Source organism: Frondihabitans sp. GW821-FHT04F02, assembly GCF_059420045.1.
This window is the reverse complement of sequence record NZ_JBWKSZ010000003.1, coordinates 70,541-85,332: the sequence shown is the minus strand read 5'-3', so window position 1 is coordinate 85,332 and position 14,792 is coordinate 70,541. Positions and strand designations below refer to the sequence as shown.

Here is a 14,792-nt window from a genome sequence, read left to right as displayed (position 1 = left end):
TTAGCGGAGCAGCGCCCAGCGTGCGGGAGTTGACTGCTCGAGGAACACCACCCGAGAGGACACATTGTGAGCAAGGTCTGGTTCATCACCGGAGCATCGAAGGGCTTCGGCCGCGAGTGGGCCGAGGCGGCCCTGGAGCGCGGCGACAGGGTCGCCGCGACGGCGCGCAAGATCGACACGCTCGACGAGCTGGTCGAGAAGTTCGGCGAGAACGTGCTGCCGCTGACGCTCGACGTCACCGACCGCGACGCCGACTTCGCAGCCGTCGCGCAGGCGGCCGAGCATTTCGGACGACTCGACGTCGTCATCAACAACGCCGGCTACGGCCACTTCGGAATGATCGAGGAGGTCACCGAGGAGGAGCTCCGCGCCCAGCTCGAGACGAACCTCTTCGGCGCCTTCTGGGTGACGCAGGCGGCTATTCCGATCATGCGCGAGCAGGGGTCGGGCCATGTCATCCAGGTCTCGAGCATCGGCGGCATCAGCGCCTTCCCGACGGTCGGCGCCTACCACGCCTCGAAGTGGGCCCTCGAGGGCTTCTCGCAGTCGCTCTCGCAGGAGGTCGCCGGCTTCGGCATCGACGTCACCCTGATCGAGCCCGGCGGCTTCTCGACCGACTGGTCGGGCCCGTCCGCCTCGCGCAGCGACGAGATCGCCGCCTACGCCGAGGTCCGGGAGGCCGCGTCGAAGCGTCCGTCGGCCGCCGACCCGGGCGACCCGAAGGCCACCCGCACGGCCATCCTGAAGGTCGTCGACGCCGACAAGCCGCCGCTCCGCATCTTCTTCGGCAAGGCACCCCTCGGCATCGCGACCAAGGACTACGAGTCGCGCCTCGCGACGTGGAACGACTGGAACGACGTCTCCGTCGAGGCCCACGGCGACTAGCGGTCGCGTTCTCCCAGGTGGCTGGCATTCACTGAGTGGGTGCCAGCCACCTCGTTCATGAAAGCGGCGACCGAGCCGATCCGCTCCCGCCTGCAGTTCACGTTCAACGGCCAGCGCACCGGAACCCCGCAATGGGTGCAGGATCTCGGCGACGGCGACGATCCCGGCCTCTTCGGCCCCGGCTCAGCTGTCTGGTCCGTTCACGGCGGAATGTCGACGATCCCCGCCGGTGTCCGCGCCCTCCTCGTGCAGGCCCTCCACCCGGGCGCGCTCGCCGGGGTCCACGACCACTCCCGCTACCGCGAAGACCCGCTCGGCCGCCTGGCGGGCACCATCCGCTGGATCTTCACGGTGTCGTACGGAAGCCGCGCCGACGCCGTGGCCGCCTCGAACTTCGTGCTCAAGATCCACGAGCGCGTCACCGGCTCGTACCACGACCGCCACGGGGTCTCGCACGACTACGCCGCCAACGACCAGGACCTCCTGTCGTGGGTGCACATGGCCTTCGCCGACTCCTTCCTGCAGGCGGCTCTGGCCTGGGGCGAGCCGATCCCCGGCGGGCCGGACGCCTACGTGCGCGAGTGGGCCGTCGCGGGCGAGCTGATGGGGGTGGAGAACCCGCCGCGCTCCGTCGACGAGATGCAGGCGCAGCTGGCCGGGTTCGACGAGCGCGGGGTGCTCGAGCGCAGCGGGCGGACCGACGACGTGGTGAAGTTCCTGCGCCGGCCGCCGCTCTTTCCGGTGCTGCGGGCCGGCTACCCGGTGCTCTTCGACGGCGCCGTGACGACCATCTCGCCACGTTTTCAGGAACTGCTCGGCGTGCGCCCCAACCGCGTGCTGCCCGGCCGTGCCGCGACCGGCGTCGTGCTGAAGGGCATCGGGGAGCTCCTCGGCCCGGAGCCCGTCGCCGCGAAGTACGCGCGGGCTCGGCGTGCGCGGCTCGGCATCGTCGATACGGACTGACGCGCGAGGGCCGTTCAGGTGGCGAGGCGGGGCGGCGTGGGCTCGAAGCCGATCCACCCGCACGCCGGACAGACCAGGAGAACCCGGTGCACCGAGAGGGCAGTGCCGTAGAACCGGTTGAGCTCTTTGCGGGTCGTGGCACCGCACGCCGAACAGGGTCGCGCCGGGGGAGCGGGCTCGCGAGCGGGCTCGCGAGTTGGACCGCGGCTCGAGGTCGGCGGCATGGAACGCTCCGTAACCGGGGACCGTCTGCGATCACCCTGCGACAACTCAATCAACCGCGGGGCGAAACGACACACCCCCGTGCTGGGGCTGTCCCGGGGCACGGCGATCAGGCACGCTGGAGTCTTCGATCCTGGGAGATACGCATGCTGTCACTCGTGTACACGAGCACCGCCGTCGACACCTTCGACGACGACACCCTCGCCACGCTCCTGATGAACAGCCGGTCGAACAACCGGCGCCTCGGCCTCACGGGCTTCCTCCTCTACCGGGACGGCCAGTTCATCCAGGTGCTCGAGGGAGACGACGAGGTCGTCCGCGATCGGCTGCGCGTCATCTCGGCCGACCCCCGCCACACCGACGTGTCGGTCCTGGTGGAAGACGAGGAGGCTGAGCGCCTCTTCCCGTCCTGGTCGATGGGCTACGAGCCCGCCTCGGACGACCTCGCCGACCAGATCCCCGGCTATCGAGCCACCTTCGACGACCTCGCCGACAGCACACCGGGCTTCGGCAATCAGCCGGCGCTGAGGCAGATGCTGCAGTGGTTCCAGATGCGGGCACCGCAGGCGGCTTAGAGCGCTCGCCGGACAGACGTCGTCGGGCGGATGATTCGACGTCGGGCGGGCCGCGCCTGGCCGTCAGTTGTCGCGGTCGGTGCTCGTCAGGTAGAGGCGGTGGCTGGTCACGATCAGCGACAGCCAGCCGGTGCCGGTGGTCCAGCCGACGGCGACGTCGGTGAACCAGTGCGCGCCGAGCAGGACTCGAGAGAGCCCCACGGTGACGGCGGTCGCGGCCGCCGCCCCGATGACGGCCGTCTGGGGTGCGTTGCGCTTCTGGTTCAGGGCGTACAGGTAGGCGACGGTGCCGAGCACCGTCGTGGCGTTCAGCGTGTGGCCCGACGGGAACGACGGCGACTTCTCGTACGGCGCGATCGCGTCGCGGCGGTGCGGGCGGTTGCGGTGGATGATGTTCTTGCCCGCGAGCGTCATCGCCAGCGAGCCGGCGCCGGCTGCCGTCATCAGGATCACCGGTGTCAGCTCGCGTCGTCGCGCGGCCAGCGCGGCGGCTGTGCCGAGCGCGAGGACGGGCATGCCGACGGGGCCGAAACCTCGGGCGATCGCCGCTGCGGCGGCGTTCGCCGCCGGTGACCGCAGGCTCTTCGCCAGCTTCAGCGCAGGCCCGTCGAGGCTCTCGATGCCGTTACGGCTGGTGACGCCGTCGTAGATCCAGGACGCGCCGACCGACGCGACGACTGCGACGCCGCCGCCGATCGCCAGCGTCGCGACGAGCGCTCGCCTCGCACCGACGCGGGACGCGAGGCGGTGGTGACGCTCGGCCAGCCGCCTGCCGGTCTTCGTGCGCCAGTCCCGGACGTCGCGGCGGCCGACCTTCCGGTCGTAGCGGTCGTCGTGCGTGGCTGCGTCGGTCGTCATCAGGACAGTGTCCCGCACCCTGTGCGGTGGTGGTCGCTCGTTCGTCAGTCTCTGAGGCGTGCGAGAACGGCGCCGTGCGGCCGCGGGCCGGGGTCGGGCCCGGTTCGCGTGTGCGTCTCGATCACCTCGAACCCGGCGTCGCGCAACTCGATGCCGAGAGCATCGGGAGGCCAGCGGTAGGCCGTCGTGATCGCGTGGTCGAACGCCTCGACCTCGGGCCCGGTGAAGAAGCCCACCAGGAGCGCGCCGCCGGGTCGCAGGACTCGGGCGAACTCATTCAGAGCCCGCTGGATGCTGCGGGGCTCGTGGTGGATCAGCGAGTACCAGGCGAGCACTCCCGCGTAGCTGTCAGGAGCGTCCGGGAGAGCATCGAGAGTGGCGACGACGAAGGGGATGTCGGGGGAGTTCCTGCGAGCATGGTCGATGAACTCGGGCACCTGGTCGACGCCGCGGACCTCGCATCCCTGGTCGGAGAGGTGCGCGGCCCAGTGACCGGGGCCGCATCCCGCGTCGAGGATGGGTCCGTTCAGCTCGACGGCCCACGACGTCACCAGGTGCGCGTCCGCCCGGTGGACCGCCCTCATCGTGCCCAGGTGCTCAGCGTATTCGACGGCCCGCCGCGAGTAGGAGGCCTGTGCGTCTGACACCACAGCGTGATCTTAGGAGCCGGCCCGCCTAGGGTCGGGTCATGAGTGGACACGGCGATTCGCCTGCGGACGACGATCGACTCGGCCGCGGTGCGCCTGTCGAGCACGAGCGATCGACCGGCCGGCCCCGCGCCGTCCTCCTCGATTTCCACAACACGACGGCGGTCGTGGGATCGATGGAGAACTGGATCGCCGAGGCGGGATCGCGCGTGGCGAGCCGCCCCGCGTCGACGTCGGTGGCCGTGGGGAGGATCCGGACGGTCTGGGGCGACGCGAGAGAGCTCTTCCCGACCCTGGACTGGGATCTCGATGCCGCAGCGCACAGGCACGCCTTCGTCTCGACGGTGACCCGCGGCGAGGCCATGCCGCTCGACTTCGCCGAGGCGCTCTACGAGACGATGCCGAATCAGTGGGTGCTCAACGACGGGGCCCGGGACTTCATCGTCCGGGCGTCCGGCGCAGGGATCCGTCTGGCGATCGTGTCGAACATTGCCCTCGACATCCGCCCCGCGTTGGCGGGCTGGGGGATCGCCTCCGCGCTCGACGCGGTCGTCCTGTCGTATGAGGTCGGCTCCGTGAAGCCCGATCCGCGGATCTTCCAGCTCGCGGCCGATCGGCTCGACAGCGACCCGCGAGAATGCCTGATGATCGGCGACTCCGCTCACGACGACGCCGGCGGCGCGGCCCTGGGGATGCCGTGCCTGATCGCCCGGCCCGATCAGATGTGGAGGGCGTTCGAGCTCGTGTGCCCGAGGTGAGGCCGGTCCTGCGGCCCTGGCCCCGGGAGCGCCAGGTCATCCGGACCTGCCGAGGGCATGGGGAGTGCAGTCATCGGCTCTGCCGTGAAGGTGCGAGCCGGTATGACCTACAGTGAGCACCGGCGAGGGAGCCCGAATCTTCCTCAGCTATCGAACTCGAAGGGGGAGTGCCATGTCTGATGGATCGCGTCCGGAGGTGGGCCCCGGGTGGTACCCGGATCCTGAAGGGGGTCCTGGCACCCGGTGGTGGGACGGAGTGGTGTGGACGGCTCCGACCGCTCCCGCCGGCGGGCCGCAGGCCGTGGCGATGGCGAACCCGGTGAGACCCGAGCTCGCGCCGGGTGCGCCGATCTACGGGGCGTTGATCTGGGTGATCGTTCTGCTGCCGCTCGTGGTGTGGCCGCTGACCCTGTCGTACCGGCCGAAGTTCCGGATCATCGAGGTCGGGCCGTCCGGCACGCCGACTGTCGATCCGTCGTCGATCTACACCCCGCAGTACATCGCCGTGCTCCTGGCCAGCCTTGCCCTGTACGGGGTGAGCGTCCTGCTCGCCGTGGCGGACTATCGGCGGCTGCTTCGAGTGGGCGTCGTGAGGCCGTTCCACTGGGCCTGGAGCTTCCTGTCGTCGCCCGTCTACGTGATCGGCCGGTCGGTGATCGTCCGCCGAGTCGCACCGGGCCGCGGGCTCTGGCCGGTGTGGGTGCTCATCCTCATCGAGGTCGTCGGTCTCGTGCTCAGCTCGATCAGTGCGGTCGGGTACTTCCAGCAGCTGACGGATGCGCTCCAGTCGCAGACCTGAGTCGAAGTCGCAGCTCTGTCGACGAGCCGCTCGGTCATGACCTCGCCTCGACCGGGTCTTGGCAATGGCTGTGCGCCTGATTACAGTCGTCTTTGAGCCAAGGCCGGCTCGTTGCGATCAGAGAGCAACGCGATGTCATCGACCGAAGCAGTGGATTCTCCGACCCCACCAGCGGAGAACGACCAGAGATACGGAAAAGCGATAGAGAGGCCTGACGGCCGGGATTTCCCGTTCTACAACGGTGTCCCGTTCGAGCTGGCGACCTGGAAGTGGATCGTCGTCATCCTCGGTTGCGCCGCAGGATTCGCGGTTCTCATCTTCTATCCGGCGACTAGCAACGTGCAGGCGCTGGTCTCGAGATGCCTTTTTCCGGCTGTCCAACTGGCTGTCTTCATTGCCTTCACCCGCCGCCAGTGGTCAAGCATCTTGCGGCGGATCCGGCCCCGCGACTTCGGCCTCATGGTCGTGTTCGCCGTGCTCAACTTCGTCGTGTCGTTCCTGGTCGGGATCATCGTGAAGGCGTTCTTCGGCGCGAACGCCAACCCGGCAGCGGACGGCATCCACAGTGCCGGGGAAGCATTCGCCTTCTACCTCGGAACAGCCGTGCAGATCTTCGGCGAGGAACTGTTCACGATCCTGCCGTTCCTGGCCGTCATGGCGTTCTGCACCAAGGCCGGTCTCTCGCGGAAGCGCGCGCTCCTCGTCGCCTGGCTCGTGACGGCCGCGTGGTTCGGCGCGGCGCACCTGCCGACGTACCAGTGGAACTTCGCTCAGGCGTTCCTCATCATCGGCGTCGCCCGGCTCGTGCTGACGCTGGCCTACATCCGGACGAAGAACATCCTCGTCAGCACGGGCGCCCACATCCTCAACGACTGGGCGATCTTCACTGTGGCGCTCCTCGCGGCATCGGCGGCGGCGGCGCGATGAGCGCGACGGCGACGCGAGAGGCCCGCGGACGGTGCGGTACGGTGCCGGTGGCTCCTAGAGGCCTCTCAGCGCGGGCGCGACGCGCCGGTCAGTCGTCGGAGGTGCTGGTCGACGTGGTCTCCTCGTGAGTCGTCGTCGTGGTCTTCTCGGTGGTGCCGTCGCCGTCCGAGGTGTGCGTGGTCGTGGTGGTCTTCTTGTCGTCGGTCATTGGTGCACCGTACTCGGTTCGTGACCATCGTCGTTCCCAGGCAGGCGCGCCGACGGCTCAGGCGCGCCGCGCGATGAGCTCCTCCCGCACCTGCCGGCGCAGCACCTTGCCGATGAGGTTGCGCGGCAGCTCGTCGACGACGAACAGGTGCCGCGGCACCTTGTAGCCGGCGAGGTGCTCGTGGAGTGCCGCCCGGGCGGCCGCCTCGTCGAAGCGCGCGCCCGGTTCGAGCACGACGACGGCGGTGACGTCCTCGCCTCCGGCGTCCTTCGGGAGCCCGACGACGGCGGCGTCGAGCACCCCGTCGAGGTTGCGGACGGCGTCCTCGACCTCGGAGGGCGCGACGTTGAAGCCACCGGTGACGATGAGCTCCTTGATCCGGTCGACGATGGTGACGTAGCCGTCGTCGCTCAGGGTGACGATGTCGCCGGTGCGGAACCAGCCGTCGCCGGGCAGCACGGCGGCGGTCTCGTCGGGGCGGCGCCAGTAGCCCTGGAACACCTGCGGTCCCTTGATCATCAGCTCGCCCGGCTCGCCGCACGGCAGCTCGACGGTGATGTCGTCGCGACGCACGACCTTGATGTCGGTCGACGGGAACGGCAGCCCGACGGTGCCGGGGCGCCGTGTCGGGCCGAGCGGGTTGCCGAGCGCCACCGGCGACGTCTCGGTGAGGCCGAATCCCTCGACGAGGATGCCGCCCGAGACCGCCTCCCACGCCGTGATCGTCGACGCGGGGAGGTTCATCGCGCCCGAGATCGCGACGCGGCACTTGCCGAGACGCGACCCCCGCGAGCCCGCCTCGTCGGCGAGCCTCTGGTAGATCGGCGGCACGGCGGGCAGGAACGTCGGCGGGTGCTTCTTCGCCGCCTTCAGCACGAGATCGACGTCGAACTTCGGGAACAGCACGAGCCGGGCGCCGATGCGCATGGCGAACGTCAGGCACAGCGTCAGCCCGTAGGCGTGGAAGAACGGCAGCACGCCGTAGATCGTCTCCGCGCCGTCTTTCAGCTCAGGCACCCAGGCGCGCCCCTGCTCGACGTTGCTCCGGAGGTTGCGGTGGCTGAGGATGGCGCCCTTCGGCAGACCGGTCGTGCCGCTCGTGTACTGGAGGAGGGCGACGTCGTCGAGCTTCGGGCGTTCGTGCCGCTTGCTGAGACGCCGGCCGCCGACGAGCTGCTCCCACGTCGAGAGGGGCCCGCGGGAGCGCACCGGCCGTGCCGTGGTCAGTGCGGCCCGGGATTCCCTTGCGCGTCGCACGGGGAGCCTCAGCGCCGCCCGGGTGGCTGCCGACATCTCGCGCGTGAGGTCGACGGCGACGACGCGGTCGAAAGCGAGGTCGTTGGGCATGGCGCGGAGGCGGTCGGAGAGCTTGTCCCAGGCGATCGCGACCTTGGCCTCGTGGTCTTCGAACAGGTGCCGCAGCTCGCGGTCGGTGTAGAGCGGGTTGTGCTCGACCACGATGGCCCCGAGCCGCAGCACCGCGTAGAACGCCACGACGTGCTGGGGGCTGTTGGGAAGCAGGATCGCGACCCTGTCGCCCCGCCGCACTCCGAGGCGCCGCAGCCCCTCGGCGGCCCGGAGGATGTCGTCGTGCAGCTCGCGGTAGGTGGTCTCGCGCCCGAAGAACTCCAGCGCCACGTGGCCGCGGTACCGGTCGGCCGCCCCGTCGATGAGATCGACGAGGGTGCCGACGACCGGCTCGATGTCGGCGGGCACGCCGTGGGCGTAGTGGGCGAGCCAGGGGCCGTCGGGCGAGCCGGCTTCGTTGTCGGTCATGCGCCCACCTAACCATGGAGGACTGAGGGTCAGCTCGCGTCGCGGCCCGTCAGCGCGAGCAGGCGGACCCGGAGCGACGCGTCGGCTGAGACGGGAACGACCGGCGCGTAGAGGCCGCTCGACGCGAGGGCGTCGGCCTGCGGCTCGAAGACGGTCCACACGGCGTCGACGAGGTCGTCGTCGAGGTCTTCGCTGGTTCCGGTGGCGCGGGCGAGGTCCCAGGTGTGGATCGTGACGTCGCCGACCTGCTCGGCGAGGTACTCCGAGGCGCGGACGGTGTCGTACGAGAGCTGGACGGCGCGGGCCAGGTCGACCGACTTCCAGGCGTCGAGGGCCGCGGGCGCGTACCGGCGCCACTCGGCGGCGAGGTCATCGCCCAGCGGGGCGATCGCGAGCTGCGCCTCGGCGTGCGACTTGCCGGCGAGCAGGAGCGGGACCCACTGCTGGTCCTCGACGACGTGCGCCACGAGGTCGCGGGTCGTCCAGTCGGTGTCGGGGGTAGGGGCGTCCCAGTCGCGGACGGCTGCGATGCGCGCGGCGAACTCGGAGTGCGCGGTGCGGAGGAGGGAGATCCAGTCGGTGTCCACGGGTGTCCTCTCGGGGGTGGGGCGGGATCAGGGACAACTCCGCCTGTGCGGAGTGTGTTCCCAGGTGCTGTTCGCTGTCGGCGGATGATCCGAGCTCGGGCACGCGAAAGGGCCCGCGCCGACGGCGCGGGCCCTTCGTGTGCGACTGCTTACGCCGAGGCGAGAACGACCTGGATCTCGAGGTCGAACGAGATGTCGTTTCCGAGCAGCACGCCGCCCTTCTCGAGGTTCTGGTTGAACGAGATGCCGAACTCGGTGCGGTCGATCTTGCCCTTGGCCGAGAAGCCGGCCTTGGTCTGGCCGTAGCCGTCCGTGACGATTCCGCCGAACTCGGCCTTGAGCGTGGTGGGCTTGGTGACGCCCTTCATCGTGAACTCGCCGTCGATGAGGAGGTCGTCGCCGTCTTCCGTGACCTTGGTCGACTTGAAGGTGGCGGTGGGGTGCGACTCGGTCGAGAAGAAGTCGTCGGAGTGCAGGTGGCCGTCGCGGTCGGCGTTGCCGGTCGAGATCGAGGCGATGTCGATGGTGGCCTCGACGGTCGAGTCGACGATCGACTCGCCGGTGGTCAGGGTGACGTCGAACTTCGAGAAGTTGCCCTTGACCTTCGAGATCGCGAGGTGGCGCACCGAGAAGGTGAGCTCGGAGTGCATCGGGTCGATGTTCCAGGTGCCGGCGACGTATCCGGGAATGGTTTCGGTGGTGATGGCCATGGGGGGCTCCAAACGTGTGAGGTGGTCTGAGGTCTCGTCGGTCGGTGTCATGTCACCGACCCACGAATACATGCAATCGTATCTATAGCCGGACTATTCCCGGTGACGCGAAACGGAACAGAGAGAAAAGACGACCCGGTTCAGGCGGGGCGCTGATCGGGCGACACGGTCTTGGCGGGGTCGCGCTCGGCGATCGATCCGACCGCGGCGTCGATCTTCGCGAGGACCTCGGCGGGCAGCTTCACGCCTGCGGCCTTGACGTTGTCGACGACCTGCTCGGGCCGCGAGGCGCCGATGATGGCCGACGCGACGTTGTCGTTCTGCAGCACCCAGGCGATGGCGAGCTGGGCCATCGTCATGCCGAGGTCGGCCGCGATCGGCTCGAGCCCCGCCACGGCGGTCAGCACGTCGTCGTTGAGGAAGCGCTTCATCGCGGAGGCGCCGCCCTTCTCGTCGGTGGCGCGGGAGCCGGCAGGAAGTTCCTGCCCCGGCTTGTACTTGCCCGAGAGGATGCCCTGCGCGACGGGAGACCACACGATCTGGGAGAGGCCGTACTGCTTCGACGCCGGCACGACCTCCGACTCGATGACGCGCCACAGCAGGGAGTACTGCGGCTGGTTCGAGATGAGCTGGATGCCGTGCTTCTGCGCGAGCTCGTGTCCGGCCTGGATCTGGGCCGCGGTCCACTCCGAGACGCCGATGTAGAGGGCCTTGCCCTGGCGAACCACGTCGGCGAACGCCTGCATCGTCTCTTCGAGAGGCGTCTCGGAGTCGTAGCGGTGCGCCTGGTAGAGGTCGACGTAGTCGGTTCCGAGGCGCTTCAGCGACCCGTCGATCGACTCGAGGATGTGCTTGCGGCTGAGTCCGGTGTCGTTGTGGCCGCGAGGTCCGGTCGGCCAGTAGACCTTCGTGAAGATCTCGAGCGACTCGCGGCGCTGGCCGTGGAGAGCGTCGCCCAGGACCTTCTCGGCGGCGGTGTTCGCGTAGGCGTCGGCCGTGTCGAACGTCGAGATGCCGACGTCGAGCGCCGCGCGCACGCAGGCGGTCGCCGCGTCGTTCTCGACCTGCGAGCCGTGGGTGAGCCAGTTGCCGTAGGTGATCTCGGAGATCTTGAGGCCGGAGTTGCCGAGGTATCTGAATTCCATAGGCCCAAACTACGCGCGCGTCGACCCGGGCCGCATGTGAACAGCTCGTGTCCGGTTTCTGGCAATCGCAAGAAAATGCCGTACCCCGACCAAACCCCTGCTCCGTGGCCCCCGAACGAGTCGCATACCCAAGGAGCGTCCCCCGAACAGGTGACGTGGCCCGGGGCCGGGACCCAGACCCGCCCCGCACACCCGAAGCACCACTCACAATCCACCCGAAGGAGAGTGACGCCCGTGTCCTTTGATCCGACACGCCTCACCACCCTCGCGGCAGCCGGCGACCCCGCACCGCTGCTCACCCCGCAGGCCCCTCAGGACGGCTCGTTCGTCCCCAACCGCGGCGCCTCCACCGGCGTCGACCCCTCGGCCGTCGGCTTCCATCTGCCGGCCTGGACCCCTCTCGAGTGGGTCGGCTACTCGGCCATGGTGATCGTGGCGCTCCTGCTGACCGCGGTCGCGGTGTCGACTCTCTGGTGGATGCTCCACGCCTGGCGCTCGAAGGACAACCTGTCGGGCACCGCCTTCAGCGAGAACCCGCTGAAGGCCGAGCACACCTTCACGCTGCTCGTTCCGGGCCGCCACGAGGAGGAGGTCATGGGCCAGACCCTCGACCGCCTCGCGCAGCAGGACCACCAGGGCTTCGAGATCATCGCGATCGTCGGGCACGACGACCCCGGCACCGAGCGGGTCGCCCGCGAGGCCGCCGCTCGCCACCCCGAGCTGATCCGCGTGATCGTCGACGACTCGGTGCCGAAGAACAAGCCGAAGGCGCTCAACCTGGCGCTCCAGACCGCCAAGGGCGAGATCGTCGGCGTGTTCGACGCCGAAGACGAGGTGCACCCGCGCCTGCTCAGCCTGGTCGACTCGAAGTTCACCGAGACCGGCGCCGACGTCGTCCAGGGCGGCGTGCAGCTGATGAACTTCCAGTCGTCGTGGTGGAGCCTCCGCAACGTGCTCGAGTACTACTTCTGGTTCCGCTCGCGCCTCCACTTCCACGCCAAGTCGAAGTTCATCCCGCTCGGCGGCAACACGGTCTTCGTGACCAAGAAGTGGCTCGACTGGTCCGAGGGCTGGGATGCCGGCTGCCTCGCGGAAGACTGCGAGCTCGGCGTGCGCCTCTCGAGCGCCGGAGCCAACGTCGTCGTGGCGTACACGCCTGAGGTCGTCACCCGAGAAGAGACCCCAGGCTCGTTCACGTCGCTCCTCAAGCAGCGCACCCGGTGGAACCAGGGCTTCATGCAGGTGCTCGGGAAGGGCGAGTGGAAGAAGCTCCCCACCTTCCGCCAGCGCTTCTACGCCCGCTACCTGCTGACGATGCCCTTCATCCAGGCGGTCACCGGCCTCCTGATCCCGGTGTCGATCATCCTGATGCTGACCGTGAAGGTGCCCACCGGCGTCGCGCTCATCTCGTTCATCCCGCTCGCGCCGACCCTGGTGCTCCTGGCTGTCGAGATCACCGGACTCGCCGAGTTCGGCCGCACGTACGGCACGAAGGTGCGCGCTCTCGACTACTTCCGCCTGATCTGGGGTCTCATTCCCTACCAGGTGTTCCTCGCCCTCGGAGCCGTCCGCGCGGTCTACCGCCAGCTCCGCGGCCAGAACGGCTGGGAGAAGACCGAGCACACCGGCGCCCACCGCGACGCCGACGTGCCGACCGAGACGGGTGCGACCGTCACGCCCATCGGCGCAGGCCGCACGGCCGAGCCCCAGCCCGCTTACGCCATGGCGTCAGGAGACGAGCGATGACGACGACGCAGGAACGCCCTTCGGTCCGCACCCTCCGCCCCGAGACCCCGCCCGTCGAGGTCCGGCCGCCGTCGCGCGCCGGCGGCTGGCTTCGCCGCCACGCGGCCTCCCTTCTCGTGCTGCTGCCGATCCTGGCGATCGGCGGCGTGGTGCAGCGCCTCAACATGGCGGGCTCCCCGCAGCGGATCGACGACGAGGGCACGTACACCGCCCAGGCGTGGGCGATCGGCCACCTCGGCGAGCTCACGCATTACACGTACTGGTACGACCACCCGCCGCTCGGCTGGATCCAGATCGCCGGCTACACAGGCCTGACGAACGCGTTCGCGCGCTACGACCAGGCGGTCATGGCGGGCCGCGAGGCGATGCTGTTCTTCACGCTCGTGTCGGCGATCCTGATCTGGCTGCTCTCGCGCCGTCTGAAGCTCAGCCGTGCCGCAGCCGGCGTCGCCACCGCCGTGTTCGCGCTGTCGCCGCTCGCCGTGCAGTTCCACCGCACCGTGTACCTCGACAATGTGGCCGTCCCGTGGCTGCTCCTCGCCTTCCTCCTGGCTCTGAGTCGCAAGAACCAGCTCGCGGGCTTCATCGGGTCGGCCTTCGCCTTCGGTGTCGCCGTCCTGACGAAAGAGACGTTCCTCCTCGCCCTGCCCTTCCTGGCCTGGGTCATGATCAGGAACTCCGACCGCTCGACGCGCCGCTACACGCTGGCGACCTCCGGCGCCGTCCTCGCCCTCGTCGGCCTGGCGTACGTCGTGTTCGCGGCCGTCCGCGGCGAGCTCATCCCGGGGCCCGGCCACACCAGCCTGATCTCCGGCCTCAGCTTCCAGCTCGGCACCCGCGACTCGAGCGGCTCGATCCTCGACACCGGCAGCCTGTTCTTCAAGGTCGTCAACCAGTGGTGGATCCTCGACCAGGTCTTCATCGTGATGGGGCTGCTGTCGGCGATCGTCGGCCTGTTCCTCCGTCGCACGCGACCGTTCGCCGTGCTCGTCCTGTTCGCCGTGGCGGTCATGTTCCGTCCGAACAGCTACGTGCCGGTGCCCTACGTCATCATGCTGCTGCCGTTCGGCGCGCTCCTCGTGGCCGCGGTCGGCGACACCGCGGTGAAGGCGTACCGCGCTCGCCGTGCCGGGGCGGTCACGACCTCGCTCACGCGCATCGGCGCGACCGCCTGGCTGGTGGCGTCCGCGGTCGCCATCGCCGCCCTCGTGCCGCTCTGGACCGTGCAGCTGCGAGGCTTCCTGCTCTCCGACCTCGACCAGCCGATGGTGAGCGCCGAGCAGTGGGTCGACGACAACGTGCCGCACGACTCCCGCCTCCTCGTCGACGACTCCATGTGGGTCGACCTCGTGAAGGACGGCTTCGCCCAGGACAACGTCATCTGGTTCTACAAGATCGACACCGACGGCGCCGTCGAGGCTCAGTCGCCCAACGGCTGGCGCGACAGCGACTACCTCGTCACGACCAACTCGGTCCGCACCTCGGCGGCCAACAGCCCCGACGTCCAGGACGCCCTGAAGAACTCCACCGTCGTCGCCTCCTTCGGCGAGGGCACGGAGCAGGTCGACGTGCGCCAGATCCACCCGCAGGGGGAGGCCGCCGCGAAGCAGACGGCCGAGACCGAGAACGCGGCGCAGATCGCAGCCGGCACGGAGATCGCCGCCAACCCGAACTTCACGGGCTCGGACGCGGTCAAGAAGCAGCTCGAAGCCGGCCAGCTCGACTCGCGGGCGCTGGTAGTCCTGAGCGAGCTGCTCGCGACCGGTCCGGTCGACATGAAGACGCTCGTCCCGCTGCCCGGCGAGGAGGGGCTGGACTTCCGCAGCCTCGTCATCACCTCGAGCGGGGCCGGCACGCCGGCCGAGCTCAAGACCTGGCTGACCTCGGTCGGCTCCAAGTACGCCCCGTCGACGGTCACCCAGACCAGCGGCGGCACCACGGTCGTGTTCCCGGCGATCGAACCCTCCGGTCTCCTGGGCTGACCCT

The 14,792-nt window shown here is 69.3% G+C and carries 14 protein-coding genes; 8 read left to right on the top strand and 6 right to left on the bottom strand.

From position 1 onward, the window contains the following. The first annotated feature begins 66 nt into the window (after positions 1 to 66). The 3 genes from AC07TY_RS09035 to AC07TY_RS09025 all read left to right on the top strand — a co-directional run bounded on the left by AC07TY_RS09035 (position 67) and on the right by AC07TY_RS09025 (position 2,645). Positions 67 to 885, top strand: coding sequence for an SDR family oxidoreductase (locus tag AC07TY_RS09035; protein WP_199738258.1), 819 nt, complete (start codon positions 67 to 69; stop codon positions 883 to 885). A gap of 39 nt (positions 886 to 924) precedes the next feature. Further along, entirely contained in the window at positions 925 to 1,848 is a 924-nt protein-coding gene (locus AC07TY_RS09030; protein WP_494785105.1) for an oxygenase MpaB family protein, read from the top strand. Positions 1,849 to 2,216: 368 nt separating this feature from the next. Further along, positions 2,217 to 2,645, top strand: coding sequence for a BLUF domain-containing protein (locus tag AC07TY_RS09025; RefSeq protein WP_123506133.1), 429 nt, complete (start codon positions 2,217 to 2,219; stop codon positions 2,643 to 2,645). Positions 2,646 to 2,708: 63 nt separating this feature from the next. Here the strand turns inward: AC07TY_RS09025 and AC07TY_RS09020 are convergent, their stop codons facing one another. Both AC07TY_RS09020 and AC07TY_RS09015 read right to left on the bottom strand, forming a co-directional pair. Next, positions 2,709 to 3,503: a phosphatase PAP2 family protein gene (locus AC07TY_RS09020; RefSeq protein ID WP_494785104.1), complete on the bottom strand. Its 795-nt coding sequence runs from the start codon at positions 3,501 to 3,503 to the stop codon at positions 2,709 to 2,711. A 44-nt stretch (positions 3,504 to 3,547) separates the two neighbouring features. After that, the gene (locus AC07TY_RS09015) at positions 3,548 to 4,153 is read right to left on the bottom strand and encodes a class I SAM-dependent methyltransferase (protein ID WP_494785103.1); all 606 of its coding nucleotides are present in this window, start codon (positions 4,151 to 4,153) and stop codon (positions 3,548 to 3,550) included. Positions 4,154 to 4,191: 38 nt separating this feature from the next. Between AC07TY_RS09015 and AC07TY_RS09010 the strand changes: the two genes are divergently transcribed. The 3 genes from AC07TY_RS09010 (at position 4,192) to AC07TY_RS09000 (ending at position 6,634) form a co-directional block, all read left to right on the top strand. Next, positions 4,192 to 4,908 (top strand): HAD family hydrolase, encoded by a 717-nt coding sequence (locus AC07TY_RS09010; protein ID WP_494785102.1) that lies wholly within the window; start codon positions 4,192 to 4,194, stop codon positions 4,906 to 4,908. Between the two features lie 172 nt (positions 4,909 to 5,080). Further along, entirely contained in the window at positions 5,081 to 5,707 is a 627-nt protein-coding gene (locus AC07TY_RS09005) for a DUF2510 domain-containing protein (protein ID WP_123506130.1), read from the top strand. Between the two features lie 132 nt (positions 5,708 to 5,839). Continuing rightward, positions 5,840 to 6,634 carry a CPBP family intramembrane glutamic endopeptidase gene (locus AC07TY_RS09000; protein WP_494785101.1) on the top strand — a complete coding sequence of 265 codons (795 nt, stop codon included), beginning with the start codon at positions 5,840 to 5,842 and terminating at the stop codon, positions 6,632 to 6,634. A 265-nt stretch (positions 6,635 to 6,899) separates the two neighbouring features. Here the strand turns inward: AC07TY_RS09000 and AC07TY_RS08995 are convergent, their stop codons facing one another. The 4 genes from AC07TY_RS08995 to AC07TY_RS08980 form a co-directional block, all read right to left on the bottom strand. Then, positions 6,900 to 8,618, bottom strand: coding sequence for a long-chain-fatty-acid--CoA ligase (locus tag AC07TY_RS08995; RefSeq protein WP_494785100.1), 1,719 nt, complete (start codon positions 8,616 to 8,618; stop codon positions 6,900 to 6,902). A gap of 29 nt (positions 8,619 to 8,647) precedes the next feature. Next, the gene (locus tag AC07TY_RS08990) at positions 8,648 to 9,205 is read right to left on the bottom strand and encodes a TIGR03086 family metal-binding protein (protein ID WP_494785099.1); all 558 of its coding nucleotides are present in this window, start codon (positions 9,203 to 9,205) and stop codon (positions 8,648 to 8,650) included. 149 nt (positions 9,206 to 9,354) lie between these two features. Further along, positions 9,355 to 9,915 (bottom strand): YceI family protein, encoded by a 561-nt coding sequence (locus AC07TY_RS08985; protein WP_123506126.1) that lies wholly within the window; start codon positions 9,913 to 9,915, stop codon positions 9,355 to 9,357. 140 nt (positions 9,916 to 10,055) lie between these two features. Continuing rightward, complete coding sequence (locus AC07TY_RS08980) at positions 10,056 to 11,060, bottom strand: aldo/keto reductase family protein (protein ID WP_123506125.1); 1,005 nt, start codon at positions 11,058 to 11,060, stop codon at positions 10,056 to 10,058. A gap of 234 nt (positions 11,061 to 11,294) precedes the next feature. Between AC07TY_RS08980 and AC07TY_RS08975 the strand changes: the two genes are divergently transcribed. Together AC07TY_RS08975 and AC07TY_RS08970 are read left to right on the top strand one after the other, a co-directional pair. Then, complete coding sequence (locus tag AC07TY_RS08975; RefSeq protein ID WP_494785098.1) at positions 11,295 to 12,806, top strand: glycosyltransferase family 2 protein; 1,512 nt, start codon at positions 11,295 to 11,297, stop codon at positions 12,804 to 12,806. After that, positions 12,803 to 14,788: an ArnT family glycosyltransferase gene (locus tag AC07TY_RS08970; RefSeq protein ID WP_488625814.1), complete on the top strand. Its 1,986-nt coding sequence runs from the start codon at positions 12,803 to 12,805 to the stop codon at positions 14,786 to 14,788. The genes AC07TY_RS08975 and AC07TY_RS08970 overlap by 4 nt, the downstream gene beginning before the upstream one ends. Positions 14,789 to 14,792: the final 4 nt, after the last annotated feature.